The following is a 26948-nucleotide window of genomic DNA, read 5'->3' as shown; positions in this document are numbered from 1 at the left end:
ATGATATGAAATGTCATAGCCGCCAATCCCTTGCGAAATATTCTTTCGCGCTATAGTCCAAACTGACTGCGACAACAGATATGGGGGATGGTCCGTGAAAATCGGTACACCAAAAGAGATATTTGAAGGCGAAGACCGGGTCGCGATGACGCCCGCCTCTGCCAAGGATTTGCAAAAGCTTGGCTATGATTGCGTGATTGAAACAGGCGCCGGTGATGGTGCTGGGTTTTCTGATAAATCGTACAAGGATGCCGGTGTCGAGGTCGTCAAGACGGCGGCCGCCCTTTACAAAGCGGCTGATATCGTCGCCAAAGTACGGCCCCCATCAGATGCCGAAATCAAGCGTCTGCGCGAAGGGCAAACCCTGATCTCTTTCTTCTATCCTGCACAGAACAAAGAATTGATGGAAGCCGCCAACGGCAAAGGTGCGACCGTCATCGCCATGGATATGGTGCCGCGGATTTCACGTGCGCAAAAGATGGATGCGCTATCTTCCATGGCGAATATCGCAGGCTACCGCGCTGTGATCGAGGCGGGTAATAACTTTGGCCGCTTCTTTACCGGTCAGGTCACAGCCGCCGGTAAAGTGCCCCCTGCCAAAGTCCTTGTTGTCGGTGCTGGTGTGGCCGGTTTGGCCGCGATTGGCACGGCGATGTCGCTCGGTGCGATTACATACGCCTTTGACGTGCGCCCCGAAGTGGCCGAACAGGTTGAATCGATGGGTGCCGAGTTTGTCTTCCTTGATTTCGAAGAAGAACAGCAGGACGGATCAGCGACAGGTGGCTACGCCGCTGTGTCTTCGCCCGAGTTTGCCGCTGCACAATTGGCCAAATTCCGCGAAATTGCCCCTGACATCGACATTGTCATTACGACAGCCTTGATCCCGGGCCGTGACGCGCCAGAGCTTTGGACCAAAGACATGGTTGAAAGCATGAAGCCTGGTTCGGTCATCATCGACCTCGCAGCGGAACGCGGCGGCAACTGCAAACTGACCGTGATGGACGAAAAGATCGTCACCGATAACGGCGTGACCATCGTCGGCTACACCGATTTCCCAAGCCGGATGGCTGCGCAGTCTTCGACGCTTTATGCCACAAACATCCGTCACATGATGACGGATCTGACCCCTGAAAAAGACGGCACGCCACACCACAACATGGAAGACGACGTCATCCGTGGCGCGACCGCGACGCATGAGGGCGAGATTACATTCCCGCCGCCACCCCCCAAAGTGGCCGCGATTGCGGCGGCACCCAAGAAAGACAAGCCAAAGGAACTGACCGCAGAAGAAAAACGCGCGCAGGAAGTGGCCGCGTTCCAGAAGGAAACCAAGACGCAAGTGGGTCTTCTGGCCATTGGTGCGGCCCTGATCCTTGGGGTCGGTTTGATCCCAGGCATGCCTGCCAGCTTTATGCAGCACTTTATCGTGTTTGTGCTATCAGTCTTTATCGGCTTCCAAGTGATCTGGAACGTGGCACATTCGCTGCACACACCGTTGATGGCTGTGACCAACGCGATTTCGTCGATCATCATTCTGGGTGCGCTTATACAGATCGGATCAACCAGCGTGTTGATCACGATTTTGGCGGCATTGGGTATCTTTATGGCGGCCGTAAATATTTTCGGTGGCTTCCTCGTGACACGGCGCATGCTCGCCATGTTCCAAAAGTCTTAAAGGGGCAGGGCAATGGATAACGCATTTACAATCGCGGCCTATGTGGTCGCAGGTGTACTTTTCATCTTGTCGCTGGGCGGCTTGTCAGGCCAAGAAAGCGCAAAGCGTGCCGTCTGGTACGGCATCGCAGGTATGGCCTTGGCCGTCTTTGCAACGCTTGTGGGGCCGGGGGCCGGTTTGGGACTGCTTTCCGTGATCCTGATCGGTCTGGGCGGTGTGGTTGGTTACCAACTGGCCACCAAGGTTGAGATGACACAGATGCCAGAGCTTGTGGCGATTATGCACTCCATGGTGGGTCTGGCTGCGGTGTTCGTGGGTTTTAACGCCGATATTATGATCAACAACATGGCGGCACTTTATGAGGCCAACGGCCAAGTGCTGGGTACTGTCGGGTCCGATGGCATTACAGCCATCGGCTTGCCGAAAGAGGCTTACGACGGCCTTAGCGCCTTTGGTCAGTTGATCGCCAAGAAATCCAGTGTTGAGATCAGCATTTTGCGCGTCGAATTGGTGCTGGGTATCTGGATTGGTGCGGTCACCTTTACCGGGTCTGTCATCGCCTATGCCAAGCTGGCGGGTAATTCGTCCAAGCTGCCATTCAAGGTTGATACTGGCGCCAACAAACTGCCGGGTGGTCACTTCTTGAACGCGGGTGCTGCGGCGCTCTCGGTTATCTTGCTGATCATGTATATGGGCGGCAGCGGGTCTTGGGCACTGGTTCTGCTGACTCTGGCTGGTCTCTTCATTGGCTATCACCTGATCATGGGCATCGGTGGCGCGGATATGCCTGTCGTTGTGTCCATGCTGAACAGCTATTCCGGCTGGGCGGCGGCGGCGATTGGTTTCAGCCTTGGCAATGATTTGTTGATCGTTGTAGGTGCGCTTGTTGGCTCGTCCGGTGCGATCCTGTCCTACATCATGTGCAAGGCGATGAACCGGTCCTTTGTGTCTGTGATCTTGGGCGGTTTCGGCGGCCCAGCGGGTGAGCAGATGGCCGTGGAAGGTGAGCAGGTCGCAATTGATGCCGATGGCGTGGCCACGGCGTTGAATGAGGCTGATAGCGTCATCATTATTCCGGGTTACGGTATGGCTGTGGCGCAGGCGCAGAACGCGGTGAGTGAGTTGGTCAAGAAACTGCGGGCCAAAGGCAAGAACGTGCGCTTTGCGATCCACCCTGTTGCGGGGCGTCTGCCAGGGCATATGAACGTGCTCTTGGCCGAAGCGAAGGTGCCCTATGACATCGTGATGGAGATGGACGAGATCAACGAGGATTTCCCGGATACGGATGTCGCTATCGTCATCGGGTCCAATGACATCGTGAACCCGGCCGCACAGGATGATCCGAACAGCCCGATTGCCGGGATGCCTGTGCTGGAATGCTGGAAAGCCAAACAGGTGTTCGTGTCCAAGCGCGGGCAGGGGACCGGGTACTCCGGTATCGAGAACCCGCTGTTCTTTAAGGACAACACACGGATGTTCTATGGCGATGCGAAAGCATCACTGGATGCGCTGCTGCCAAAGATCGACTGATGATCAGGTAAGGTGGATCATGATCCACCTTACATCAGACCAAGACGGACGATCCTAGAAAGGGTCGCCCTTTTTGTTTGTTCTTTAAAAACCGACCGGAAGGTCGGCGCCCTTCTTGGCGCATTTCTTTGCATAGGCTTTGCGCCAATGCTTGTACTTCCCAAGCTGGGCCTGCTGGGCCATCAGCATATTCACGAAAGCAGCCTTATGCGCGGGCTTCTTCAGCGATTTATAAAGCGACTTCTGCGCCTTGGTCATCGCGCAGCCGATACAGTGGCCTTCGCGTTTGTACTTACAAACGTCAATGCAGGGCGATGGTGTCTTGCTCATCAGGGCACTCGCTTAGGATAGATCGCACCTTATCTGATAATTTTACTCGGAATAAACAAGAGCTAAGTTGCCGCAGGTCCGCTAAAGCCCTCTGATCCGCGGATCAAGCGCATCGCGCAGACCGTCACCGATGTAGTTCACTGCCAATACAGTCAGCGAAATTGCCAGACCGGGCCACAGCACACGTTCGGGGAATGCTGTCATCCGGTCCACGCTGTCAAACAGGATCTTGCCCCATGTGGGAAAGTCAGACGGGAAACCAAGGCCAAGGAACGACAGCGCGCTTTCGGTGATAATCGCCGTGGCCAGACCCAAGGTGGCTGACACCATGATGGGTGACAGCACATTCGGCAGAATATGCCGTGTGATCATCCGGCGCGGTGGGGTGCCGATGGACCGGGCGGCAAGCACGAATTCACGCTCTTTCAACGCCATGACATCGCCACGCACAATACGCGCCGTTTGCATCCAGGATGTGATCCCAATGCCCGTAACAATCAGGATGAATATGCCCGTCTCGGGTCCGAAGGCGGCGCGCAGCGGATCGCGAAACAGCAGCATCATGACCAGCAACAGCGGTAGGATCGGCAGCGAAAGCACCAGATCGGTAAAGCGCATCAACCCCCAGTCCAACCGCTTAAAGTAGCCCGAAAGGACACCCACAAACGTACCAATCAAAATGGCCAGGATCATCGCGGTCCAGCCCACGGCCAACGATATCCGCCCGCCTTGCATGATATTGGCCATGATATCGCGGCCCAGATGGTCTGTGCCCATCGGGCGCGCCCAGCTTGTCTTGGCGTCCCCATCCCATATGGCCACATAGATCGGGCGGACGTCCTTGTTGCGGATATCCAGCTTGCCGGGGTCCACATCCCAGACAAGCGGCCCAAAAGCGCAGAATACGGTAATAAAGATCAGAAAAATCAGCCCGGCCATCGCACCTTTATGCGACCGAAACTGATCCCAGACGTCCCACCATTGGTTGCGGGCTTTTTCTTCGGGTTCGAACGGCGCGTTGGGGTCGATCTGATCGACAGGCTGCACCTGGGCTGAGATATCAGTCATAGCGGATCCTCGGATCAAGGACGCCGTAAAGGATATCGGCGATCAGGTTCATCATCACGATCAGGACAGCCAACAGGAAGGTGATCGTCATGACCATCGGAATGTCAGAGCCTTGCAGCGCGATAATCAGCAACTGGCCAAGGCCGTTCACCTTGAACACCTGCTCGGTGATGATCGCACCGCCAAAGATCGACGGAATACCAAGCGCGATCACAGTCACAACGGGGATCATGGAGTTGCGCAGCACGTGGCGCATGACCACGACACTTTCCGACATGCCTTTGGCCCGCGCTGTGCGGACATAGTCTTGTCCAAGGTTGTCGAGCATCGAGGCACGCATATAGCGGCTAACCTGTGCCGTCGTTTGCAGGGCCAGCACCATGACCGGCATGATCATCTGCTGCAGTTGGAACTTGAATGTTTGCCAATCAACAACTTCGTGGGTGGTATCATAGATCGACGGCAACCAACCCAGTTGCACCGAGAATATCACGATAACCAGCACGCCTGAAAAGAAAGGCGGGACGGAAAAGCCGATCATGCTGATGAACGTACCTGCCTGATCAAAGACGGAATACTGCTTGTACGCACTGATAATCCCGATGGGCAGGGCAATGGCAACGCCCACGACATAGGACATACCAACCACCCAAAGGGTCTGTGGCATCCGCTCTGCGATGGTGTCAAACACCGGGCTGCGGGATTGAAAGCTGATGATGCGCTGCGCGCCATCGGCAAAGTTGGTGCCAAAGGCCCCGTCGATCCAATACTGTGGTTCGACAATGAAGAATTGTTTCAGCCAAAGCGGGAAACGCACCCACCAAGGTTCACCCAAGCCCAGCGCCTCGCGCATTTGCTCGCGCACTTCGGGCGGAATTGTCAGCGGCATGCTGGCCATTGGATCGCCGGGGGCGAGTTCCAACAACATGAATATAACAAAAGCAATAAACAAAAGCGTCGGGATCGACAGGACCAATCTACGGATCGTGTAGTTGAGCATGAGGGGGCGCCTTAGTTTATGGTTTTGCGAGAAGTGTGGTAAGGCGGGGAAATCCCCGCCTTACAGATTTTGCAGGTCGGGGTTTCCCCCCGACACTCACCTTTAGCGGTTGTCGCCAATCCGGTACCAGTCAGCCGCATTCCACAGCTCACTGTCCCAAACGTTCATTTCAACGCCGCCCAGTGTTTTGGCATGGGCAGAGTTCCGGCCACGGTGTGTCAGCGGCAGGATGATATATTCTTGCATCAGAATATCGTTCATCGCCTTCGCAAGACGGGCCCGTTCGTTGATATCGCCTGTTCCGGCCATTTCAGCACGCAGCGCATCGTATTCCTCGGAACAAAAACGCGGCATGTTATTGCCTTGCCACTGGTTCTCAGGTTGGGGTGCCTGATCACAGGTCCAGCCTGCCATATAGGCTTCGGGGTCTGTGCCATCGAAGTTGTTGGTGAACATTTCGACATCGGCAAAGAACTTTTGGAATGTATCCGGTGATCCCGGATCAGAACCAAAGAAGACCGACGCATCAATGTTGCGCAACTCGGTCTCAATCCCGATTTCTTCCCACCACTCTTTGATCAGCGCCTGATAGTCCTGACGCACAGCATTGGTCGAGGTTTGGAACAGCACGGAAAGACGCACGCCGTCTTTTTCGCGCACACCGTCACCACCCATTGCCCAGCCAGCCGCATCAAGCGCGGCATTGGCACCTTCAATATCCTGCGTTAGGCAGGCATCATTCGCGTCTGAGTTATAGATTTCAGGTGCCGGAAGCACGTTGCAGGTCAGGCGGCCAAAATCACCATAGCCAATCTCTGTCAGTAGGGCGCGGTCAATGGCCATAGACATGGCCTGACGCACGGATTTGTCTGTCAGAAACGGGTGTGGGTTGCCGATCACGCCGCGCTGGTCGCCCAACGCCGGGTCAACATCTGTCATGTTCATCAAAATACGTTCAACAGACGTACCAAAGGACACCACATTTTCGCCAAGGCCGGCCTCGGCCATGCCGCTGAGGACGTCAGGTGCCAATTGCAGGTTCCAAGCATAGTCATATTCACCGGTTTCGTGCACCGCACGGCCAGCGGCTGCGGCATCGCCACCACCTTTGAATGTGACTGTTGCAAAGGCTGGCTTGCCTTCTTCACGATAGTTTTCGTTGGCCGCAAGCGTGATCACGTCATTCGTGCGGAATTCCGTCACGACAAACGGGCCAGTGCCGATGGGGTTAAAGTTTTGCTCTGTGCACTCTGGCGCGCGCGGGCCAAGGCAATCTGCAAACTGTGCCGCCTGAATGATCGGCGCCTGTGCACCAACAAACGGGCCGTAAGGGAAGGGCTTTTCAACACCAAAGTTTACAACAACAGTGCGGTCATCAGGTGTGTCAACACTTTCGACGTCAAGGTATTTTTCACTTTGCGCACAACCGCCGCCTTCAGCAGTACAATATTCCCAAGAGAATTTGACATCTTCGGATGTGACCGGTGTACCATCCGACCACAACAAGCCTTCCTTCAAAACCCAGGTAATGGATTTCAAGTCTTCAGATACGCCGCCGTTTGCGACAGTCGGCACTTCTTCGGCCAACCACGCGACAAGATTGCCTTCGGTGTCGTAGCGGGCAAGTGGTTCGATCACCAGGCTCGCGGCCTCAAGTTCCTTTGTGCCACCGGACAGATAGGGGTTCATGATAGATGGCGCTTGCCAATAGATGATGCGCAATTCACCATCGCGGCCGCGTTCGCCTTCGTGGGCGTCAGCATAGGCCATTTGGCCCATTGCCGCGGTTGCAACAGCGCCCATCAGGGCTGTTTTGAGTTTCATGTTGTTGTCTCCTTGTTGGTCTTTTTCATGTTGTGTGCTCTTGGGCCTCTGGACCTGCCGTTTAGCCGGCAGTGTCGTTTGTACCGTTGTACAGATGGCAGGCAGTAAACCGGCCCGGTTGTACTTCACGATATTCGGGTTCCACGCGCTTGCAGATGTCCATCACAGCCGGGCAGCGCGTGCAGAAATTACAGCCCTCAGGCGGGTTTGAGGGGGAAGGCACGTCGCCTTTCAGGATGATCCGTTCGGTCGTGCGCGCAAGACTTGGGTCCGGCTCTGGCACCGCGGAAAGCAACGCTTTGGTGTAGGGGTGCAGCGGTGCGGCATAAAGGCCCTCGCGCGGCGCCAGCTCTACGATCTTGCCCAGATACATCACCGCCACACGCGTTGCGATATGGCGCACCATGGACAGGTCATGGCTGATAAACAGATACGTCAGGCCGAACTGTTCTTGCAGGTCTTCCAGCAGATTCACGACCTGCGCCTGAATAGACACGTCCAAGGCTGCAATCGGTTCGTCACAGACGATAAATTTGGGGTTCAGCGCCAAAGCGCGCGCAATCCCGATGCGCTGGCGTTGACCGCCAGAGAACGCATGCGGATAGCGTTTGGCAAATTTGCGGTTCAACCCAACCGCATCCATCAACTCGCCGACTTTTTCGCGTTTTTCGGCGTCTGTGCCTGTCGTATGCTCGTCCAGCGGTTCTTTGATGATATCCTCAACGGTCATGCGCGGGTTCAATGACGCTTGCGGGTCCTGAAACACCATCTGCATGGTGGGGCGCATTTCACGCAGGTCAGTTTGCGGTGTGGTTCCGATTTCACGGTTGTCGATCTCGATTGAACCAGAGGTGATGTCGTAAAGGCGCAAAACAGCACGCCCGCAGGTCGACTTGCCACAGCCGCTTTCGCCCACCAGACCCAGTGTTTCGCCATCGAACACATCAAAACTGACGCCATCAACGGCCTTCACTTCACCCACACGGCGACGCAAAAGACCTGCGTGGATCGGGAAGTGCATTTTCAAGTCTTTGACCGAAACAAGGGGTTTCTTACCGCTATCAAGCATCACGCGGCCCCCCGGTACGGGCGTTATAGAAGCAGGCCGCGTCATGGCCATCGCCCAGATCATAGCGCGGTGGGTTTTCGACCGCACAGCGATCAAACGCCACATCGCAGCGGTCCCGAAACGGGCACGACGTGGGTGCGCCCGCCATAATCGGCGGTTGCCCTTCGATAATCGTCAGCCGCGCTGCGCGCTCTCCCTGGATGGACGGTATCGTCTTAAGAAGGGCGCGGGTGTAGGGGTGTTGGGGATCGCCAAACAACGCTTGCACCGGCGCATGTTCAACAACTTGTCCGCCATACATGACCATAACCCGGTCAGCGATACCTGCGATCACACCAAGATCATGGGTGATCCAGATCACCGCCATCCCCAGTTTATCACGCAGGTCTTTCATCAGCTCAAGGATTTGCGCCTGAATGGTCACATCAAGCGCCGTTGTCGGTTCATCCGCGATTAACACCTGCGGGTCGCAAGCCAAAGCAATCGCGATCATCACGCGCTGACGCATCCCGCCAGAAAACTGGTGCGGATAATCATCCAACCGCTGTTTGGCGTCAGGAATACCAACCAGCTCCAGCAATTCTTGCGCACGGGCGGCCGCTTGGCGCTTGTTCATGCCCATATGTTTGCGCAGCGGTTCCATGATCTGGAAACCCACCTGATAGACCGGGTTGAGCGATGTCATCGGGTCCTGAAACACAAAGCCGATCTTGCCACCGCGCACCGAACGCAACTGTTCGGGTGTGACGTTCAGCAGGTCCTTGCCATCAAATTGCACTGTCCCACTGCGTATGTCCGCAGGTGGCGACGGCAACAACCCCAGCAATGACATCATCGTCACCGATTTACCTGATCCGCTTTCACCGACCACGCCCAGCAATTCGCCTGGCTTCAGTGAAAAACTCACGTCATTGACGGCGTGGACTTCACCACCGCGCGTTTGAAATACAGTTTTGAGGTCCCGGACATCCAGAACAGGCAGCGCCCCATCGGGCATATTGAACCTCCCAAGTGGTTCAGAATTCTTATCTTTTTATGCGTCGGCATTATGTTTGCCGATCGCCATCTGCGCTGACGGTATCATCAAATTTCGATCCCGCAAGTCGAAACCTGTTTGCGGCCCGGCATTAGACGGGCCACAATGGACTTGCCCTCGTTTTGCGCAGAAAACGTTTCGACATCTGTCAAAAACGGCTGATCTTGAAAGGACAGATATGACACTCACCGCCCGCGAACTGATGGACCGCCTTGTGGGGTTTCCCACGGTTAGTCGCGACAGCAATCTGGAATTGATTGATTTTGTTGAGGAATATCTGGACGGCTTTGGCGTAAAATCGACGCGTGTTCCAAATGAGGATGGCACCAAGGCAGCGCTTTATGCGCATGTAGGGCCGCAGGTTGATGGCGGCGTGGTTTTGTCAGGACACACGGATGTTGTGCCTGTTGATGGACAGGCCTGGGACACCGATCCTTTCACTGTGACCGAGCGTCAGGGCAAGCTTTATGGCCGCGGGACCTGCGATATGAAAGGGTTTGACGCGCTGGCGCTGTCTGCCGTGCCGCTTGCGCTGGAACAAGGTATCAAACGCCCGCTGCAAATCGCACTCAGCTACGATGAAGAGGTCGGCTGCACGGGCGCGCCGCCAATGATCGACCATATGGTCAGCATGGGTATGCCTCGGGCAGATACGGTTCTGGTCGGTGAACCTTCGATGATGAAGGTGGTGACCGGCCATAAGGGCGGTATCGGTTACAAGATGCATTTTAAAGGGTTTGAAGTGCATTCCTCACTTGCCCCAACGGGTGTAAGCGCCATTATGATGGCCGCGAAGCTGATCAATTGGGCCAATGAGGTGAATGCCGAAAATGCCGCAAAAGACCCCAGCGCATTGGCGGCGGATTTCTTTCCACCTTACACAACCTTGCACGTTGGTACGATCAGCGGAGGTACTGCACATAACATTACCGCCAAAGACTGCCACTTTGGGTTCGATTTCCGTATCGTACCTGGTGATGATATCTGTGCCTGGCAGGCCCGTTTTCTGGCCAAGGTGGCCGAATTGGAATCAGAGATGAAAGCGGTGCGCCCCGAGGCAGGCATCAGTGCGGAACAATATTTCCACGTGCCGGGTCTTGTGCCGGAACAAGATGGCAAGGCCGAGGCCATGGTGCGCCAACTGACCGGCGAAAACGCAAGCAACGTAGTCAGCTATGGAACGGAGGCGGGGCAATTTCGGGAACGCGGCTACTCTGCCGTGATCTGCGGCCCCGGTGACATTGCCCAAGCACACCAACCCAACGAATTTATTACTGTCGATCAGTTCAAACAGGGCGAAGCATTTATCGGCCGACTGGTGGACATGCTCGCAAAATAGACCACATTAAACGTACCATTCATTGGAGACCACAAATGCCAGTTAAAAACCGTTTTGCTGAACTGCTGCCCGAAATTACTGCGTGGCGCCAAGACTTGCACGAGAACCCCGAGATCCTGTTCGAAACGCATCGGACCTCGGCTATGGTCGCAGATAAGCTAAAGGAATTTGGCTGCGATGAGATTGTTACAGGCATCGGGCGCACTGGCGTTGTGGGTGTTATCAAAGGCAAGTCGGACACGTCTGGCAAGGTGATCGGACTGCGTGCCGATATGGATGCACTGCCGATCCACGAACAGACAGATGTGCCCTATAAATCGAAGGTTGATGGTGCGATGCATGCCTGCGGGCATGATGGGCACACTGCGATGCTGTTGGGGGCGGCGAAATACCTGTCCGAGACGCGCAATTTTGACGGTACTGTCGTGGTCATCTTCCAGCCTGCCGAAGAAGGTGGCGGCGGTGGCAAGGAAATGTGCGATGACGGCATGATGGACCGCTGGGGCATTCAAGAGGTGTACGGCATGCACAACTGGCCCGGCAAACCAGTGGGCAGTTTTGCTATTCGGTCCGGCGCATTTTTTGCCGCAGCCGACCAGTTTGAGATCACCATCGAAGGCAAAGGCGGCCATGCCGCCAAGCCGCAAGAGACAATTGATACCACCGTGGTCGCAAGTCATATCGTGATCGCATTGCAGACAATCGCGTCGCGCAATGTGGACCCTGTGGAACAGGCGGTTGTTTCGGTCACAAGCTTTGAGACATCATCGAAAGCACATAACGTGATACCGCAAACCGTGCATTTGCGCGGCACGGTGCGCACATTGTCAGCCGCAACACGTGACCTTGCCGAGAAACGGTTGGCGGACATCGTGCAAGGAACAGCCACCACCTTTGGCGCGACGGCAGAGGTCAACTATACCCGCGGCTATCCGGTTATGGTCAACAGCGAGCGTCAGACCGCCTTTGCGGCCGAGGTCGCCAAATCGGTATCAGGTGATTGCGAAGAGGCCCCCCTTGTGATGGGCGGCGAGGATTTTGCATTCATGCTCGAAGAACGCCCGGGTGCCTATATTCTGGTCGGTAACGGGGATACGGCATCTGTGCATCACCCGGCCTATAATTTCGACGATGATGCGATCCCGGCGGGCTGTTCGTGGTGGGCCGAAATTGTGGAACAGCGGATGCCAGCCGCCTAAGTATGGTTCACGTAAGGTGGATCGTGATCCACCTTACACTATCCACCCGTGTGCGACATATGTCGGCTGACCTGCCCATCGACCTGCTGGCGTGAGTAATCAAAATCATGCCCCTTGGGTTTCAACGCAATTGCGGCCCGGATCGCATTTTCCAGGTCAACATCTGCCTCTGATGCGCGCAAAGGCGCACGCAGGTCAGAATGACCTTCCTGACCCAGACACGTGTAGATTTCACCCGTGCAAGTGATCCGCACACGATTGCAGCTTTCGCAAAAATTATGGCTGAGAGGGGTGATAAACCCGATCTTCTGACCGGTCCGTTCCACCCGCACATAACGCGCAGGCCCCCCTGTTTTTTCAGGCAAATCCGTAAGCGCTGATCGTTCTGCCAGCCGCGCGCGCAGGTCCTTCAGCGACCAATACTGGCCAAACCGATCTTCATTGCCCAGATCACCCATTGGCATGACCTCAATAAAGGTCAGATCCATGTCGCGGGACGCGCACCAGTCGGTCAGTTGCTCCAACTCATCCTCGTTAAAGCCTTTCAGCGCCACGCTGTTGATCTTGACCCGCAGCCCCGCTTTTTGTGCCGCGTCAATCCCGCGCATCACTTGGGGCAGGCGGCCCCAGCGGGTGATGTCGGCAAACTTTGCCTCATCCAGCGTATCCAGCGATACGTTCACCCGGCGGACACCTGCAGCAAACAAATCATCGGCATATTTTTCAAGCTGGCTGCCATTGGTGGTCAGCGTCAGTTCGTGCAGCGCGCCACTGTCGAGATGGCGGGACATGCTGCGAAAAAAGGTCATGATATCCCGGCGCACCAAAGGCTCCCCACCTGTGATCCGCAGCTTGCGTACACCAAGGCGCACAAAGGCCGAACACATGCGGTCCAGTTCTTCCAGCGTCAGCAGTTCTTTTTTGGGCAGGAAGGTCATGTTTTCGGACATGCAATAAACGCAACGGAAATCGCAGCGATCTGTGACCGATACCCGAAGGTAATCGATGGTGCGGGCAAAGGGGTCAATCAATGGCTGTGTCATGGCGATCAGCCTATGCATGGGCAGGCCCCTGCGCAAGCACGAAGCTGGCCGTTGCATGGCGGCATTGTGCAGCATAGGTTCGGGATATGAGACTGATTTTAATATTGCCCATCGTGGCCCTCGCGGGTTGTTCAACGCCATCTTTCCAAAGCATTTTTGGCACGTCCCCGCAGCCCCCTATGGCGGCACCGGTACCAACGCTGAACCCCACACCTCCACCGCCGCCACCAGCGAATGCTGTGACCGTCGACCAATTTGACACCACCAGCGCAGAAGAACGGGCCGCCGCTGTCGTATCAGAGCAACCCAGCGCAGCAGCGCCGCTTGGCACAACGATCGCCGCTCTTGGGCCACCGGCAGAGCCGGGGATATGGTTAAAAACGCCGCTCGTGACCGAATTGACCCTTGGGCGCGTGTCCTATCAGGGCAAAACGATCAATATTGAACTGCGCCCCTCAGGCGGCGCCGCTGGATCCGGCAGCCAAATCAGCCTTGCGGCCATGCGCCTGATCGAAGCGCCGCTGACGTCATTACCTGAATTGACGGTGTTTGCTGCACCCTAGCCGGGCAACTTACGTCCGGCTTCTTTCACGGCAAAGGGTTTCATGTCAGCCGCATGCCTGCCCAGAAACGCGCGCGTGCGGTCGGGGTCGTGCTTTGACAACTCGCGCAGCCACCATGCGATGGCCTTTTGTATGAACCAGTCGTGGTCTGTAACGTAAGAAGCAGCCCAACCCAAAACCCGATCTCGGATTGCTAAATCAGCAGGCTTGGGGTGGTTTTGCTTGGTCCAGGGCAGGGTCATCACAAGCGCCGCCCGTCGGGTCCACATATGGTCGCATGTTGTCCACGCCTCGACCTCGTCCAAACGGGCCGGGTCCGCTACAAGGCGCTTTTGCCCCGCAATGCTGGCATGATCGGCCACCGCCCACGCATCAAATTCAGGCACCCACAATACAATCAGCGCCCAAGCGTCGGTATCATCGGGCCTGATCCGTGCTTGCGTCAACAGTTTGGCGGCGGCAATGCGCCCTTCATGGGTGTTGCCTTTCCAAAGGCCTTTCGCCAGCGCCAGCCGGGTGTCGAGATCAACCTGTGCCCGCCATGCTTTCACATGTTCATCAATCACCGGGTTTGCGACGCCTAGATAGGGGCGGTCCACCTTGTGATATTTATGCATTTCAGCCGCTTTGAACGGATCACCCAAAGCGCGCAGTTCCGCAATCGCGGTTTTCGGGGTCATTCGACTGTCACAGACTTGGCTAGATTGCGGGGCTGGTCTACATCGGTGCCTTTGGCAACGGCGGTATGATAGGCCAGCAATTGGGCGGGGATCGCGTACAGGATGGGGGCCAGGAACGGGTCAATCTCAGGCATGATGATTGTATCCCAAACGCCCTCGGCGGCCTCATCAGCGCCTTTCTGGTCGGTGATCAAAAGCACCTTGCCGCCGCGCGCCATGACCTCTTGCATGTTCGACACTGTTTTATCAAACAGGCTGTCGCGTGGGGCCATCACGATAACAGGGACGTGTTTATCGACCAATGCGATAGGCCCATGCTTCAGCTCACCAGATGCATAAGCTTCGGCGTGTATATAGCTGATTTCTTTCAATTTAAGAGCACCCTCAAGGGCAAGAGGGTACATCGCTCCGCGCCCAAGAAACAAGATGTCGCGCGCCTCTGCCAGCTTGCGCGAGATATCCTTGGATTTCTCCTCAATCCCCAGCGCGTGGTTCAGCAGCCCCGGTAGGGCGCGCAAACTGACAAGTTTCTCAGCCAATGTGGTTTCGTCCAGCTTGCCTCGCATCTGTGCCGCGCGCAGCGCGAGGATCGCAAGGGTCGTCAACTGACAGGTAAAGGCCTTGGTCGAGGCCACGCCAATTTCGGTTCCAGCCAGAATAGGCAACGGTACATCGCTTTCGCGCGCGATCGAACTTTCGGGCACGTTGACGACCGACATGATCTTGTCAGCCTTGCCTTCCATGTAGCGCAGGGCGGCCAGCGTATCTGCGGTCTCACCCGACTGGCTGACAAAAAGCGCGACAGTACCTGATGTGACCGGCGGCTCGCGATAGCGGAATTCGGACGCGACGTCGACTTCAACGGGGATGCCAGCGATTTGTTCAAACCAGTATTTCGCAACCAGACAGGCATAGAACGCGGTGCCGCAGGCGACCATTGTCATACGCTCGACTTTCGTAAAATCAATCTCAGGCTCTGGCATCGTAACGGTCGTGCCATCAGCGCTGATGTAATGCGACAGTGCGCCTTGCAGCACGACAGGCTGTTCGGCGATTTCCTTGGCCATGAAGTGCTTGAAACCGGCCTTGTCAACGCGGGCGGTGTCAATCTGGATTGTCTTGATCGCGCGATTGGCAATGGCGCCATTCGCATCGCGGATTTCAACGCTATTGCGGGTGATGACGGCCCAGTCGCCCTCTTCAAGATAGCTGATCCGGTCGGTCATCGGGGCCAACGCAATGGCGTCAGAGCCTACGAACATCTCGCCTTCGCCATAGCCAATCGCCAGGGGTGAGCCCTTGCGGGCCGCAATCAGCAGATCATCTTCGCCGTCGAACAAGAAACAAAGGGCATAGGCCCCTTCAAGACGCGCAATCGTCTGCTTGGCTGCATCACGGGGGCTGAGGCCCTGATCGCGATAGTAATTGGCCAACAATGCCACGGTTTCCGTATCCGTATCCGTTTCAAACCCGACACCCTGATCCGCCAGAAAGGCGCGCAATTCGCGGAAGTTTTCGATAATGCCGTTATGCACCACAGCCACGCCGCCGGCGCGGTGCGGGTGTGCGTTGCCCGCGTTGGGTGCGCCATGCGTCGCCCAACGCGTGTGGCCAATGCCAGCTTTGCCGGGCAGGGGATCATGCACCAAAACGTCAGAGAGGTTGACCAGCTTACCAACGGCCCGCCGCCGGTCCAGCCTTTGGTCATTGATCGTGGCAATCCCCGCGCTGTCGTATCCCCGATACTCCAGCCGCTTAAGTGCTTCGACCAACAATGGGGCGGCCTCGTGATCGCCCAATACGCCTACAATGCCACACATGGTTTAAGACCCTTTTGCTTTTCTGGCTTTGAGTTTTTCAAACAGGCGGACGGCAAAGCCCGCCTTGTTTTCCTGTTTGGCACGCGCCACCGCTAAATCACCCGGCGGCACATCCTTTGTTACAACTGATCCGCTGCCTGTCATGGCCGCATCGCCCACGGTTACCGGGGCGACCAGCATGGTGTTGGATCCGATAAACGTATCCTCACCGATAGTCGTTTTGTGTTTGAACACACCATCGTAGTTACAGGTGATTGTGCCTGCACCGATATTGCTGCGCGCACCGATTGTCGCGTCACCGATGTAGGACAGGTGATTGACCTTTGCACCGTCCGCGATTTGCGCATTCTTGATCTCAACAAAGTTGCCGACCTTCACGTTTTCGGCCAGTTCGGCACCGGGCCGCAGGCGGGCATAGGGGCCAACCACCGCGCCACGTGACACATGACACCCCTCCAAATGGCTGAACGCGCGGATGGTGGCGCCGGACTCGACCGTTACACCGGGGCCGAAGACCACATTGGGTTCGACAACGGTATCGCGGCCGACAACCGTGTCGTGGGCAAAAAAAACCGTCTCGGGCGCGGTAAGTGTGACACCGTCAGCCTGCGCAGCTGTGCGCGCCTGCATCTGAAAAAGCGCCTCAGCTTTGCTGAGTTCTGCGCGCGAGTTGATGCCAAGTGTTTCGCTCTCATCGCAGCGCACAACGGTGGCTGACATGCCGCGCGCCCGCGCAATTGCGATAATGTCCGTCAGGTAATACTCGCCCGAGGCATTATCATTGCCAACAGCCGAGATCAGATCAAACAGCGTGGCGTTATCCGCCGCAATAACACCGCTATTGCAAAGTGTTACGGCGCGTTCGTCATCTGTCGCGTCCTTGAATTCGACAATCCGGTCCAACTGATCATCTTTCATGATCAAGCGGCCATAACGTCCCGCATCAAGCGCTTCGAACCCTAAAACCACAATATCATGGGTCAGGCGCGCGGCAGTCATCGCAGCCAGTGTTTCGGGGCGGATGAACGGTGTATCGCCATAAAGCACCAAAGCATCGCCCGAAAATCCTTTCAGCGCATCGCGTGCCTGATCCACGGCATGGGCCGTTCCCAACTGTTCCGTTTGAATTGCAACGGCAACATCCGGTTCATAGGCCTTCGCCGCTTTCTCAACCAACGCGGCCCCATGCCCCGCAACAATGACCGTCCGTGCGGGATCAAGTGCTGCGCCCGATTTCATCGCATGCACCAGCATTGGCGCGCCTGCAATTTCATGCAGCACTTTGGGCATGTCGGAATTCATGCGCGTGCCCATGCCTGCGCCTAGGATAATCAGTGCGGTTGCCATTGCTGCCTCAAACCTTGTTGTTGGTGCGACTTCTACTGCCCTTTTTGATTATCACAAGGGGATGGGGGTTCACATCAGTTTACAGGGCGTTACAGAGTGACAGGCAAACAAAAGGCAGACCCATGACCAAACGCACAGTGATATTCGATCTTGATGGTACTTTGGCCGATACAAGTGGTGATTTGATTGCCGCGGCCAATACCTGTTTTCGCGGGCTTGGATTGGGTGACCTGCTGGACCCCGCGAAAGATGCGGCCACAGCGCTGCGCGGTGGGCGAGCCATGCTGACATTGGGTTTTTCGCGGGTCGAAGGGTTTGGCGAAGCTGAAGTTGACGCGCAATATCCTGTGCTGCTGGACGCCTACGCCGCGGATATCGACACCCATACCGTGATGTATCCCGGGGCGATGGACGCCGTTGAACGCCTGCTTTCTGCCAACTACGCCGTTGGTATCGCGACCAACAAACCCGAAGGTCTGGCCGAAACCCTGATGGCCAGCCTTGGTGTGCGTGATGCCTTCGCGTCACTTATCGGGGCCGATACGCTGCCGGTGCGCAAACCCGACCCAGAGCATCATTTTGAGGCTGTGCGGCGCGCCGGTGGTGATGCGGCGCGGTCCTTGCTTGTCGGGGATACGGCGACAGACCGCGATACATCACGCAACGCCGGTGTGCCCTCAGTTCTGGTGACCTTTGGGCCCGGTCGGGATGATGTGCTGGCGCTTGATCCAGAGGCCACAATCGACAGCTATGATCAGTTGGATGCAGTGGTCACCCGGCTGATCGGCTGAATTGGCCTTAACGTCTGCGCCAAAGTGGTCATTTGACGTGCGGCGAAAGCGGCTAGAGAATAGCCTCATGACAGAGATATTCACCGGCAGCTTTACCCAGCAAGAACCAATCCCCGACGAAGGGATCGCGGCAGCCAATGCGGTGATGCAGTCCGGGCGCTTGCACCGCTACAACACCAGCGGCCATGAAATCGCCGAGGCGGCATTGCTGGAAGAAGAATTCGCCGCAACGGTGGGGTCAAAATACTGCCTCGCTGTGGCCTCTGGCGGGTATGCGATGACGACGGCCTTGCGCGCATCGGGTGTGCAGCATGGTGACAAGGTGCTGACCAACGCTTTCACTTTGGCCCCGGTCCCCGGTGCGATTGCTGCCGTTGGCGGCGTTCCGGTTTTTGTGGGGGTGACCGAAGACCTTGTAATCGACCTTGATGATCTGGCTGCAAAACTGGATCAGGCCAAGGTTCTGCTACTCAGCCACATGCGCGGCCATATCTGCGATATGGACCGCCTCATGGCGCTGTGTGACGCGGCTGGTGTCGCGGTGATTGAGGATTGCGCACATACGATGGGGGCCGTATGGAACGGCATGCCCAGTGGGCGCTGGGGGCGGTTTGGGTGTTATTCAACGCAGACGTACAAGCACATCAATTCAGGCGAGGGTGGTTTCCTGATCTGCGATGGTGCCGAAGACATGGCGCGCGCGATCATGCTGTCCGGCAGCTATATGCTGTTTGAAAAACACCGCGCGGCACCCCCGGTCGAAACCTTTGCCAAGATCAAATATGAAACGCCGAATATCTCTGGTCGGATGGATAACCTGCGCGCGGCCATCCTGCGCCCGCAGTTGCGCGATCTGGCCACACAGGCCGCGCGCTGGAACGCGCGCTACCGCGTGCTGGAGGCGGGGTTAGCTGAAACGCCGGGCTTGCGCCTGATCCCGCGCCCGGAGAAAGAGCAATTCGTGGCTTCGTCCTTTCAATTCCTGCTTCTGGATTGGTCGCCTGATGCTGTGCACACCGTTCTGGCACGCTGTGCGGCACGCGGGGTCGAGTTGAAATGGTTTGGTGGATCTGAGCCCAAAGGCTTTACCTCGCGCTACGACAGTTGGCGCTATGCGCCGTCCGAACCGATGCCTGCATCAGACCGTGTGTTAGCCGGGGTGATCGACATGCGCCTGCCGCTAACCTTCAGCCTTGATGACTGTGCGATGCTTGCCCGCATCATCCGGGCCGAAGTTTCAGCCGTTTATCAAGGCAATGTCGCGGCTGAATGACTTGCCTGTCAGGCGCTCACCACTAGCTTGACCACCATGACAAACCGCCCCGATATCGCGCAATGCCAAGACGCCGCCAGTTTTCGGCAATGGTATTATCTGAAGCAAGAGCTTGTGACCTATGCGCGCAGCAAGGGGATCAAGACCACCGGTGGCAAGTTCGAGATTGCAGACCGCATCGCCTACTTTCTTGACCACGGCAAAGCACCGTTGGAGGTGAAGCAGGCCAATCGGGTGACATCGAAATTTGATTGGCATTCCGAAGTGCTTACCCCCAATACGGTGATCACGGACAGTTACAAAAACACCCAGAACATGCGGCGTTTCATGCAGGCGGCCATTCCGGGGTTCAAATTCTCGATCCCGTTCATGGATTGGATGAAGGACAACGCAGGGCTGACCCTTGCCAATGCGGTGGATGCCGCCAAACAGATTGAGGCCGATAAAAAGGCGGGCAAGAAGCAACCGAACCAACCACACAACCAATACAACGCCTATACCCGCGCTTATTTCGCCCATGTGCCGGATGGTACGCAGAAAGAGTTACGAAGGCTCTGGGCGTTGCGCCGCCAGCAACCGGGGCCTTACGTATTTGCGCCCAAGGATCTGGACCTGCTGAAAGAGAAATGACTCGACAGGGCGGGCCTTCGCGTTTTATTAATGAACAAGCGTTCAATTAATCTGGAGCCAACAGATGTTTCATGCCTCAATGACCTTCGATTTGGGTGAAGACGTGAATGCCCTGCGCGACATGGTGCATGACTGGGCGCAAACCCGTGTCAAACCGATGGCGGCTGATATTGATCAATCCAACGCTTTTCCCCCCGCTTTGTGGACTGAGATGGGCGAATTGGGTCTGCTGGGTGTCACAGTGGATGAGGACCATGGCGGGGCGGGCATGTCTTATCTTGCGCATACTGTTGCCATTGAAGAAATCGCACGCGCCAGCGCGTCGGTCAGCCTGTCCTATGGCGCGCATTCCAACCTTTGCGTGAACCAGATCAAGTTGAACGGAAACGATGAACAGAAGGCCAAATATCTGCCGCGTCTGATTTCGGGCGAACACGTCGGCGCGCTTGCGATGTCCGAAGCGGGCGCCGGATCTGATGTTGTTTCTATGTCGCTGCGCGCAGAAAAGCGCAACGATCACTACCGCCTGAACGGTAACAAATACTGGATCACGAACGGGCCGGACGCCGATACGCTGGTGGTCTATGCCAAGACCGATCCCGATGCAGGGTCCAAGGGGATCACGGCCTTCCTGATTGAAAAGGAAATGACCGGGTTCAGCACATCGCCGCATTTCGACAAGCTGGGAATGCGGGGCTCAAACACGGCCGAGCTGGTCTTTGACGATGTGCAGGTCCCGTTCGACAACGTGCTGGGCGAAGAAGGCAAAGGCGTGCGGGTTCTTATGTCGGGCCTTGATTACGAACGGGTTGTGCTGGCGGGTATCGGCCTTGGCATCATGGCGGCCTGTTTGGACGAGGTCATGCCCTACATCAGCACCCGCAAACAATTTGGTGAGCCCATTGGTAATTTCCAACTGATGCAAGGCAAGATTGCTGATATGTATACAGCGATGAATTCAGCAAGGGCTTATGTCTATGAGGTTGCCAAGGCCTGTGACCGGGGGACAGTCACGCGCCAAGACGCCGCGGCCTGCTGCCTTTACGCATCCGAAGAAGCGATGAAACAGGCGCACCAAGCGGTGCAAGCCATGGGTGGGGCAGGGTTCCTGAACGACGCACCCGTCGCACGCATCTTCCGCGATGCCAAGCTGATGGAAATTGGCGCAGGCACATCAGAAATCCGGCGTATGTTGGTGGGTCGGGAATTGATGGGGGCGATGGTGTGAAGGCAATTGCGATCTGCCTGATGCTGCCGGGTGCCGCGCTGGCGCAATCCTTCGGCGCGCCGCCAGTGACCGAGGTTGAGGGCACATCATTGCAGGCAATGGAAACGCATACCTGCGTCAACGATCAAGCGACCAAAGGGCCGGGCGGGCTTGTCACTCGCGCTGCGCGCAGTTGCATCGGACGCTCAGCGCGTTTGTGCGAGGGCGCCCCAACCGCTTGCCTCCAGCTTGAACAGTCCTATTGGGACTGGCGCATTGCGCAAAACTACATGGGGCTGCAAGCGTGGGTCGCAGATCGGCCAGCGGCGGAAAACGGTGATCTGCAGGCGTCGGTTGAAAACCCTGCGGCGGCGACCGCGAACGTGACGCTGGAATGCACGTTGCGCATTGGGCAGAACGCGCCCAGCGACACCGCAGATCAGGATATCGCCGCATGCGAAATGCGTGAAACGGCATTGATCGCGTTGGAATTGGAATTCACCGTGCGGCAGGCCTGTGACAGTGCCGCGGACGGTGGTTTTGCGGCCTTTTGCAGGACGGTTCCCGAATGATCCGTGCGCTTTGCCTCGTAATGATGATGGCGGCAGCGGCCCCGGTGTCAGCGCAGGATGACTGGCCTTATGCAGCTGTTGTTCATGACTGCTACGACAGCACGATCCGCACAGACGGTGCCACAGACTGTTTGGGCGACGCTGCAAACATTTGTATGGAAACCGAAGCAGATGGTCATACCACGACTGGGATGATGTTCTGTCTTTCCGATGAAGCAGGTGTTTGGGATGATTTGCTGAACGAAGAATATGCGCAGTCACGCGCATTTGCACAAAGATGGGATGAGAGCGATCTTTCGACTTCGCCCCAATTTGCTGTACGTGACAATCAGGTTTTGCAGGCGCAGCGCGCATGGATCGCATTCCGGGATGCCAATTGCACAATGGCCTATGGCCGTCACGGGGCAGGAACGCTGCGACAAGTTTCTGGTGCGGCTTGTCAGATGCGTATGACTGCTGAACGTGTTTTTGAATTGGCACGATATCGCGGGGCGAAGCAATGAAACGCGCCTACCTCTTCCTTCCCCTCGCAGCCCTTGTGGCCTTTGCAGGTTATCTTGGCTTGCAATGGGGGCAGGTGCCCAGCGAAACGGATATCATCAATCGCTATGCCGCCGCTTACATGGAAACAGCGCCAAGCGGGGCCAGCCCCACCGATTGCGCGGCAAGCCCACATCCTGATCCTGATGTGCGTATGGTGATCAATTGCGGGCATCCCTTTGGGTTAACGACAACCTATTTTGTCGGACCACGCGGCGAGGCGTTGCCCGCACCAGCAGGACCAGAGGCATGAGACGGTTTTTGGTATCTTTGACGACAGCACTGGCCTGCGCATTTTCTCAAACATCCATACTGAGGCCTGCCTGCAAGAGGCCGTTGACCCCGATGAGCAATAGAACAGGTTTTTGTGTTGGAGCAGAATATTAGATGACGGATCGCGATGCCCACCTCGACGCTCTTGAAGATGTCCGCCTTGCTGCTGAGGCCGCATCTCTTGGCGGCGGCGAAAAGTCCCGCGCGCGCCATCTGGCGCGCGGCAAGATGCTGCCGCGTGATCGCGTGGCAGGTCTGCTTGATCCCGGCAGCCCATTTCTGGAGGTGGGGGCAACCGCCGCACATGGTCTTTACGATGGGGCAGCCCCTTGTGCTGGCGTTATTGCTGGCGTGGGTCGTGTGAATGGCCATGATGTCATGGTCGTCTGTAATGACGCCACCGTCAAAGGCGGCACTTACTATCCGATGACCGTGAAAAAACACCTCCGCGCGCAAGAGATCGCAGAGGCGTGTCATTTACCATGCGTCTATCTGGTCGATAGTGGCGGCGCGAACCTGCCCAATCAGGATGAAGTCTTTCCCGACCGGGACCACTTTGGCCGGATTTTTTATAATCAGGCGCAGATGTCGGCCAAGGGCATTCCACAGATCGCGGTTGTCATGGGGTCATGCACTGCAGGCGGGGCCTATGTGCCTGCCATGGCCGATGTGTCGATCATCGTCAAAGAGCAAGGGACGATCTTTCTGGCCGGGCCGCCCTTGGTGAAAGCAGCCACCGGTGAGGTGGTGTCGTCCGAGGACCTTGGCGGCGGTGATGTACATACACGTCTGTCTGGTGTGGCAGATTATCTGGCCGAAGATGATGCGCATGCTTTGGCCCTGGCGCGGCAGGCTGTGGCGTCTTGCAATCTGGATAAATCATTGCAGGGCAATCGGTTGCCACCTGAACCTCCTGCACTTGATCCCGATACACTTCTCGATGTGGTCCCCGCTGACCTGCGCACGCCATATGACATTCGCGAGGTGATCACCCGCATCGTCGATGGGTCCCGCTTTGATGAATTCAAAGCGCGGTTTGGCGAAACGCTGGTCTGCGGCTTTGCGCATATTGACGGCTGGCCTTGCGGCATCATCGCCAACAATGGGGTGTTGTTTTCGGAAAGCGCGCAGAAGGGTGCCCATTTTGTGGAACTGTGCAGCCAGCGCAAGATCCCGCTGGTGTTCCTGCAAAACATCACAGGCTTTATGGTTGGCCAAAAATACGAAAACGAAGGGATCGCACGGCACGGGGCCAAGATGGTGACGGCAGTGGCGACAACGAAAGTGCCAAAGATCACTATGGTGGTCGGTGGGTCGTTCGGAGCCGGAAATTATGGCATGTCAGGAAGGGCTTATAGCCCAAACTTTATGTGGTCATGGCCCACTTCGCGCATCTCGGTGATGGGCGGCGAACAGGCCGCGGGCGTTTTGGCCACAGTCAAAAGGGACGCGATTGAACGCAGCGGCGACAGTTGGTCAGCCGAGGACGAGGCGGCGTTCAAACAGCCCACCATTGATATGTTCACCGAACAGTCGCACCCGCTTTATGCCAGTGCGCGGCTTTGGGACGATGGCATCATCGACCCACGCAAAAGCCGCGAGGTATTGGCGCTGTCACTCGCCGCATCCATGAATGCGCCGATTGAGGAAACACGCTTTGGCGTGTTCCGGATGTGATGGGAATGTTTACGAAGATCCTGATCGCCAACCGCGGCGAAATTGCCTGCCGCGTCATACAGACCGCCCGGTCTATGGGTGTGCGCACTGTCGCGGTCTATTCCGATGCTGACGCGCAAGCCATGCATGTGGCACAGGCGGACGAGGCCGTGCGCCTTGGACCCGCGCCCGTGGCCGACAGCTATCTACGCGGTGATCTGATCATTCAGGCGGCTTTGGACACCGGGGCAGAGGCGATCCATCCCGGCTATGGTTTTCTGTCAGAAAATCCAGGTTTTGTGGATGATGTTGTTGCGGCAGGTTTGATCTTCATTGGCCCGTCTGCGGATGCGATCCGTGCCATGGGGCTGAAAGATGCTGCAAAGGCGCTGATGGTTAAGGCAGGTGTTCCGGTGGTGCCGGGGTATCACGGTGATAATCAGGACCCGGGTTTCCTTGCCGAAAGGGCATCAGAGATTGGGTATCCCGTTTTGATCAAGGCCGTCGCCGGGGGCGGGGGCAAAGGCATGCGCTTGGTCGAGGCGGCATCGGATTTTCTGGAAAATCTGGCATCAGCGCAGGCCGAAGCACAGACCGCCTTTGGCAACGCGGATGTGTTGATCGAGAAATACATTACGGCACCGCGCCATATCGAAGTGCAGGTGTTCGGCGATGGAACCGACGCGGTGCATCTGTTCGAACGTGACTGTTCCCTGCAACGCCGCCATCAAAAAGTGATCGAGGAAGCGCCGGCGCCGGGAATGACAGATGACGTACGCAAGGCAATGGGTGATGCGGCGGTGAAGGCCGCCAAAGCCATTGGCTATGCCGGTGCCGGCACGATTGAGTTTATCGTTGATGGCATCGATGGGCTGCGTACCGATGGGTTCTGGTTCATGGAAATGAACACGCGGTTACAGGTCGAACATCCGGTGACAGAGGCGATTACTGGCGTTGATCTGGTGGAATGGCAATTGCGTGTCGCGGCCGGTGAAGCCCTGCCAGCGCGACAACAGGATTTGTCCATCACAGGCCACGCGTTCGAAGCGCGGTTGTATGCAGAGGATGTGCCTGCAGGTTTCCTGCCTGCAACCGGCGTAATTGATCATCTGGTGTTCCCTGACGCGGCCCGCATTGATAGCGGCGTGACAGCGGGGGACGAAATATCACCTTGGTACGATCCGATGATCGCCAAGATCACCGTGCATGGGCCGGGCAGGGCGCGGGCCTTGCAGGCGTTATCGGCGGCGCTGGATGCAACGCAGGTTGCGGGCACTGTGACCAATCTTGATTTTCTGCGGAATTTGTCACGCGTGCCGGATTTCGTGTCCGGCGATGTGGATACCGGTTTGATTGCGCGTTGCAGTGACGCGCTTTGTGCGCGGGCGGTCCCATCTGCGCGCGATTTCGCATTGGCCGCTGTGATGGCGGCTGATCTGTCTGACGACGCGCTGACAGGGTTTTCATTGTGGGCGCCGTTGCGACGGCAGATTGTCCTGCAACATGGGGATCAGGTGACAGTGGCAACGATCATCGTGCAGGATGCGGCCACTTGCGACGTGCAGATTGAAGATGACGTCATTCCACTTACCCGCCGGGGCGGGGATTGGGGTGGTGCCGCGGTTGTGCATGGATCACGAGTCACCGTGTTTGGCGCGGCAAGCTGACTTTTGATATTATTGATCCAGTGGCCCGCGCCGACACTGCGATGGGCGGGGATACTGTCTTGGCGCCGATGCCGGGGTTGGTGCGCGATGTGGCCGTCACCGCAGGCCAAACCGTGCAAGAGGGCGACCGCATGGTCGTGTTGGAAGCGATGAAGATGGAACATGTCTTGCGCGCCCCGCGTGATGGAACGGTCGATAGCGTGATGGTTGCAACCGGTGATCAGGTCACAGCGGGTGCATTGATGGTCAGTTTAGAGGCCGATACATGATCCGTCTGCACCACTGTCCGCAAACCCGATCGATGCGCAGTTTGTGGCTGTTGCATGAACTGGGTGTCGATTTTGACGTAGTGGAATACCCTTTTGACAAGACGCTGCGGGAAGAGCCCTATCGCAAGCTGAACCCGACAGGGCGCGTACCAACGCTTGAGATTGATGATGTGGTGCTGACAGAAAGCGGGGCGATTGCAGAGTATCTATGCGAGCGTTTCCTTGAAAAGGGCTTGGGTCGCGACCCAAGTCACGCAGAGCGCGCGCAGTGGCTGAACTGGGTCCATTTCGCCGAGACGATCTCGCAGCACACCGCCGCACTGACCCAGCAGCATGTGGCGCTTTATGAAGACAACATGCGCTCACCCATCGTCATGCAGCTGGAGGCCAAACGCCTGGCCAAGACCCTCGCCACGGTTGAGCAGGGTTTGGCCGGTGATTACCTGCTTTCTGCTTTCTCTGCTGCGGATATCGGGGTTGGGCAAGCGGTTTATATGGCGCAGCACTTTGTGTCGCTTGATCCTTTCGCCCGTGTATCTGCGTGGTT

General features: G+C 56.8%; 24 protein-coding genes and 1 pseudogene. 15 read left to right on the top strand and 10 right to left on the bottom strand.

Going from position 1 to position 26948, the window contains the following annotated elements; translation table 11 throughout:
- The first annotated feature begins 94 nt into the window (after positions 1 to 94).
- Together RCCS2_RS17115 and RCCS2_RS17110 are read left to right on the top strand one after the other, a co-directional pair.
- Positions 95 to 1675, top strand: coding sequence for a Re/Si-specific NAD(P)(+) transhydrogenase subunit alpha (locus tag RCCS2_RS17115; protein WP_008236629.1), 1581 nt, complete (start codon positions 95 to 97; stop codon positions 1673 to 1675).
- 12 nt (positions 1676 to 1687) lie between these two features.
- Positions 1688 to 3205: an NAD(P)(+) transhydrogenase (Re/Si-specific) subunit beta gene (locus tag RCCS2_RS17110; protein ID WP_008236628.1), complete on the top strand. Its 1518-nt coding sequence runs from the start codon at positions 1688 to 1690 to the stop codon at positions 3203 to 3205.
- 84 nt (positions 3206 to 3289) lie between these two features.
- Here RCCS2_RS17110 and RCCS2_RS17105 read toward each other — a convergent pair whose 3' ends face one another.
- The 6 genes from RCCS2_RS17105 to RCCS2_RS17080 form a co-directional block, all read right to left on the bottom strand.
- Complete coding sequence (locus RCCS2_RS17105) at positions 3290 to 3535, bottom strand: DUF1289 domain-containing protein (protein WP_037294487.1); 246 nt, start codon at positions 3533 to 3535, stop codon at positions 3290 to 3292.
- A gap of 81 nt (positions 3536 to 3616) precedes the next feature.
- Positions 3617 to 4603, bottom strand: coding sequence for an ABC transporter permease (locus tag RCCS2_RS17100; RefSeq protein WP_008236624.1), 987 nt, complete (start codon positions 4601 to 4603; stop codon positions 3617 to 3619).
- The gene (locus RCCS2_RS17095; RefSeq protein ID WP_008236622.1) at positions 4596 to 5603 is read right to left on the bottom strand and encodes an ABC transporter permease; all 1008 of its coding nucleotides are present in this window, start codon (positions 5601 to 5603) and stop codon (positions 4596 to 4598) included. The genes RCCS2_RS17100 and RCCS2_RS17095 overlap by 8 nt, the downstream gene beginning before the upstream one ends.
- 102 nt (positions 5604 to 5705) lie before the next feature.
- The gene (locus RCCS2_RS17090) at positions 5706 to 7427 is read right to left on the bottom strand and encodes a peptide ABC transporter substrate-binding protein (protein WP_008236620.1); all 1722 of its coding nucleotides are present in this window, start codon (positions 7425 to 7427) and stop codon (positions 5706 to 5708) included.
- 61 nt (positions 7428 to 7488) lie between these two features.
- Positions 7489 to 8496, bottom strand: a complete 1008-nt coding sequence (locus RCCS2_RS17085; protein ID WP_008236618.1) for an ABC transporter ATP-binding protein — start codon at positions 8494 to 8496, stop codon at positions 7489 to 7491.
- Positions 8489 to 9493 (bottom strand): ABC transporter ATP-binding protein, encoded by a 1005-nt coding sequence (locus tag RCCS2_RS17080; RefSeq protein ID WP_008236616.1) that lies wholly within the window; start codon positions 9491 to 9493, stop codon positions 8489 to 8491. The genes RCCS2_RS17085 and RCCS2_RS17080 overlap by 8 nt, the downstream gene beginning before the upstream one ends.
- A 217-nt stretch (positions 9494 to 9710) precedes the next feature.
- Here RCCS2_RS17080 and argE point away from each other — a divergent pair, with 217 nt between their 5' ends.
- Complete coding sequence (gene argE, locus RCCS2_RS17075) at positions 9711 to 10871, top strand: acetylornithine deacetylase (protein WP_037294485.1); 1161 nt, start codon at positions 9711 to 9713, stop codon at positions 10869 to 10871.
- Between the two features lie 35 nt (positions 10872 to 10906).
- The gene (locus RCCS2_RS17070; protein ID WP_008236609.1) at positions 10907 to 12070 is read left to right on the top strand and encodes a M20 aminoacylase family protein; all 1164 of its coding nucleotides are present in this window, start codon (positions 10907 to 10909) and stop codon (positions 12068 to 12070) included.
- A gap of 38 nt (positions 12071 to 12108) precedes the next feature.
- Here the strand turns inward: RCCS2_RS17070 and moaA are convergent, their stop codons facing one another.
- Positions 12109 to 13113, bottom strand: a complete 1005-nt coding sequence (moaA, locus tag RCCS2_RS17065; protein WP_037294507.1) for a GTP 3',8-cyclase MoaA — start codon at positions 13111 to 13113, stop codon at positions 12109 to 12111.
- A gap of 86 nt (positions 13114 to 13199) precedes the next feature.
- Here moaA and RCCS2_RS17060 point away from each other — a divergent pair, with 86 nt between their 5' ends.
- The gene (locus RCCS2_RS17060; protein WP_037294484.1) at positions 13200 to 13676 is read left to right on the top strand and encodes a hypothetical protein; all 477 of its coding nucleotides are present in this window, start codon (positions 13200 to 13202) and stop codon (positions 13674 to 13676) included.
- On the opposite strand, the gene RCCS2_RS17055 is transcribed toward RCCS2_RS17060, so the two are convergent.
- Genes RCCS2_RS17055 through glmU form a run of 3 tightly spaced genes read right to left on the bottom strand, consistent with a single transcriptional unit; the run spans position 13673 to position 17523 of the window.
- Positions 13673 to 14356: a DNA alkylation repair protein gene (locus RCCS2_RS17055; RefSeq protein ID WP_008236605.1), complete on the bottom strand. Its 684-nt coding sequence runs from the start codon at positions 14354 to 14356 to the stop codon at positions 13673 to 13675. The genes RCCS2_RS17060 and RCCS2_RS17055 overlap by 4 nt on opposite strands.
- Entirely contained in the window at positions 14353 to 16176 is a 1824-nt protein-coding gene (gene glmS / locus RCCS2_RS17050) for a glutamine--fructose-6-phosphate transaminase (isomerizing) (protein WP_008236603.1), read from the bottom strand. Before glmS ends, RCCS2_RS17055 begins: the two co-directional genes overlap by 4 nt.
- Positions 16177 to 16179: 3 nt before the next feature.
- A complete protein-coding gene (gene glmU / locus RCCS2_RS17045; protein ID WP_008236602.1) occupies positions 16180 to 17523 on the bottom strand; it encodes a bifunctional UDP-N-acetylglucosamine diphosphorylase/glucosamine-1-phosphate N-acetyltransferase GlmU in 1344 nt (447 codons plus the stop codon).
- 122 nt (positions 17524 to 17645) lie between these two features.
- Here glmU and RCCS2_RS17040 point away from each other — a divergent pair, with 122 nt between their 5' ends.
- The 10 genes and pseudogenes from RCCS2_RS17040 to RCCS2_RS16995 all read left to right on the top strand — a co-directional run.
- Complete coding sequence (locus tag RCCS2_RS17040; protein ID WP_008236600.1) at positions 17646 to 18314, top strand: HAD-IA family hydrolase; 669 nt, start codon at positions 17646 to 17648, stop codon at positions 18312 to 18314.
- Positions 18315 to 18381: 67 nt separating this feature from the next.
- Positions 18382 to 19587 carry a DegT/DnrJ/EryC1/StrS family aminotransferase gene (locus RCCS2_RS17035; protein ID WP_008236598.1) on the top strand — a complete coding sequence of 402 codons (1206 nt, stop codon included), beginning with the start codon at positions 18382 to 18384 and terminating at the stop codon, positions 19585 to 19587.
- A gap of 36 nt (positions 19588 to 19623) precedes the next feature.
- Positions 19624 to 20217: a DUF6434 domain-containing protein gene (locus RCCS2_RS17030; protein WP_008236595.1), complete on the top strand. Its 594-nt coding sequence runs from the start codon at positions 19624 to 19626 to the stop codon at positions 20215 to 20217.
- Between the two features lie 64 nt (positions 20218 to 20281).
- The gene (locus RCCS2_RS17025; protein WP_008236585.1) at positions 20282 to 21445 is read left to right on the top strand and encodes an isovaleryl-CoA dehydrogenase; all 1164 of its coding nucleotides are present in this window, start codon (positions 20282 to 20284) and stop codon (positions 21443 to 21445) included.
- Positions 21442 to 21996 (top strand): hypothetical protein, encoded by a 555-nt coding sequence (locus RCCS2_RS17020; protein WP_008236583.1) that lies wholly within the window; start codon positions 21442 to 21444, stop codon positions 21994 to 21996. The genes RCCS2_RS17025 and RCCS2_RS17020 overlap by 4 nt, the downstream gene beginning before the upstream one ends.
- Positions 21993 to 22499: a lysozyme inhibitor LprI family protein gene (locus tag RCCS2_RS17015; protein WP_008236581.1), complete on the top strand. Its 507-nt coding sequence runs from the start codon at positions 21993 to 21995 to the stop codon at positions 22497 to 22499. The genes RCCS2_RS17020 and RCCS2_RS17015 overlap by 4 nt, the downstream gene beginning before the upstream one ends.
- Positions 22496 to 22789 (top strand): hypothetical protein, encoded by a 294-nt coding sequence (locus RCCS2_RS17010; protein WP_008236580.1) that lies wholly within the window; start codon positions 22496 to 22498, stop codon positions 22787 to 22789. The genes RCCS2_RS17015 and RCCS2_RS17010 overlap by 4 nt, the downstream gene beginning before the upstream one ends.
- Positions 22790 to 22923: 134 nt before the next feature.
- Complete coding sequence (locus RCCS2_RS17005; RefSeq protein ID WP_008236578.1) at positions 22924 to 24486, top strand: carboxyl transferase domain-containing protein; 1563 nt, start codon at positions 22924 to 22926, stop codon at positions 24484 to 24486.
- A gap of 5 nt (positions 24487 to 24491) precedes the next feature.
- Positions 24492 to 26401 (top strand): annotated as a pseudogene (locus RCCS2_RS17000) (acetyl/propionyl/methylcrotonyl-CoA carboxylase subunit alpha).
- Positions 26398 to 26948, top strand: a 551-nt coding sequence (locus RCCS2_RS16995; RefSeq protein ID WP_037294502.1) for a glutathione S-transferase family protein, incomplete at its 3' end; no start/stop codon positions are given. The pseudogene RCCS2_RS17000 and the gene RCCS2_RS16995, both read left to right, overlap by 4 nt.

The organism is Roseobacter sp. CCS2 (assembly GCF_000169435.1).
In the GTDB taxonomy this organism is placed as follows: domain Bacteria; phylum Pseudomonadota; class Alphaproteobacteria; order Rhodobacterales; family Rhodobacteraceae; genus Yoonia.
Note: the sequence above shows the minus strand (reverse complement) of the source record. Positions and strands in the feature narration are given on the sequence as shown.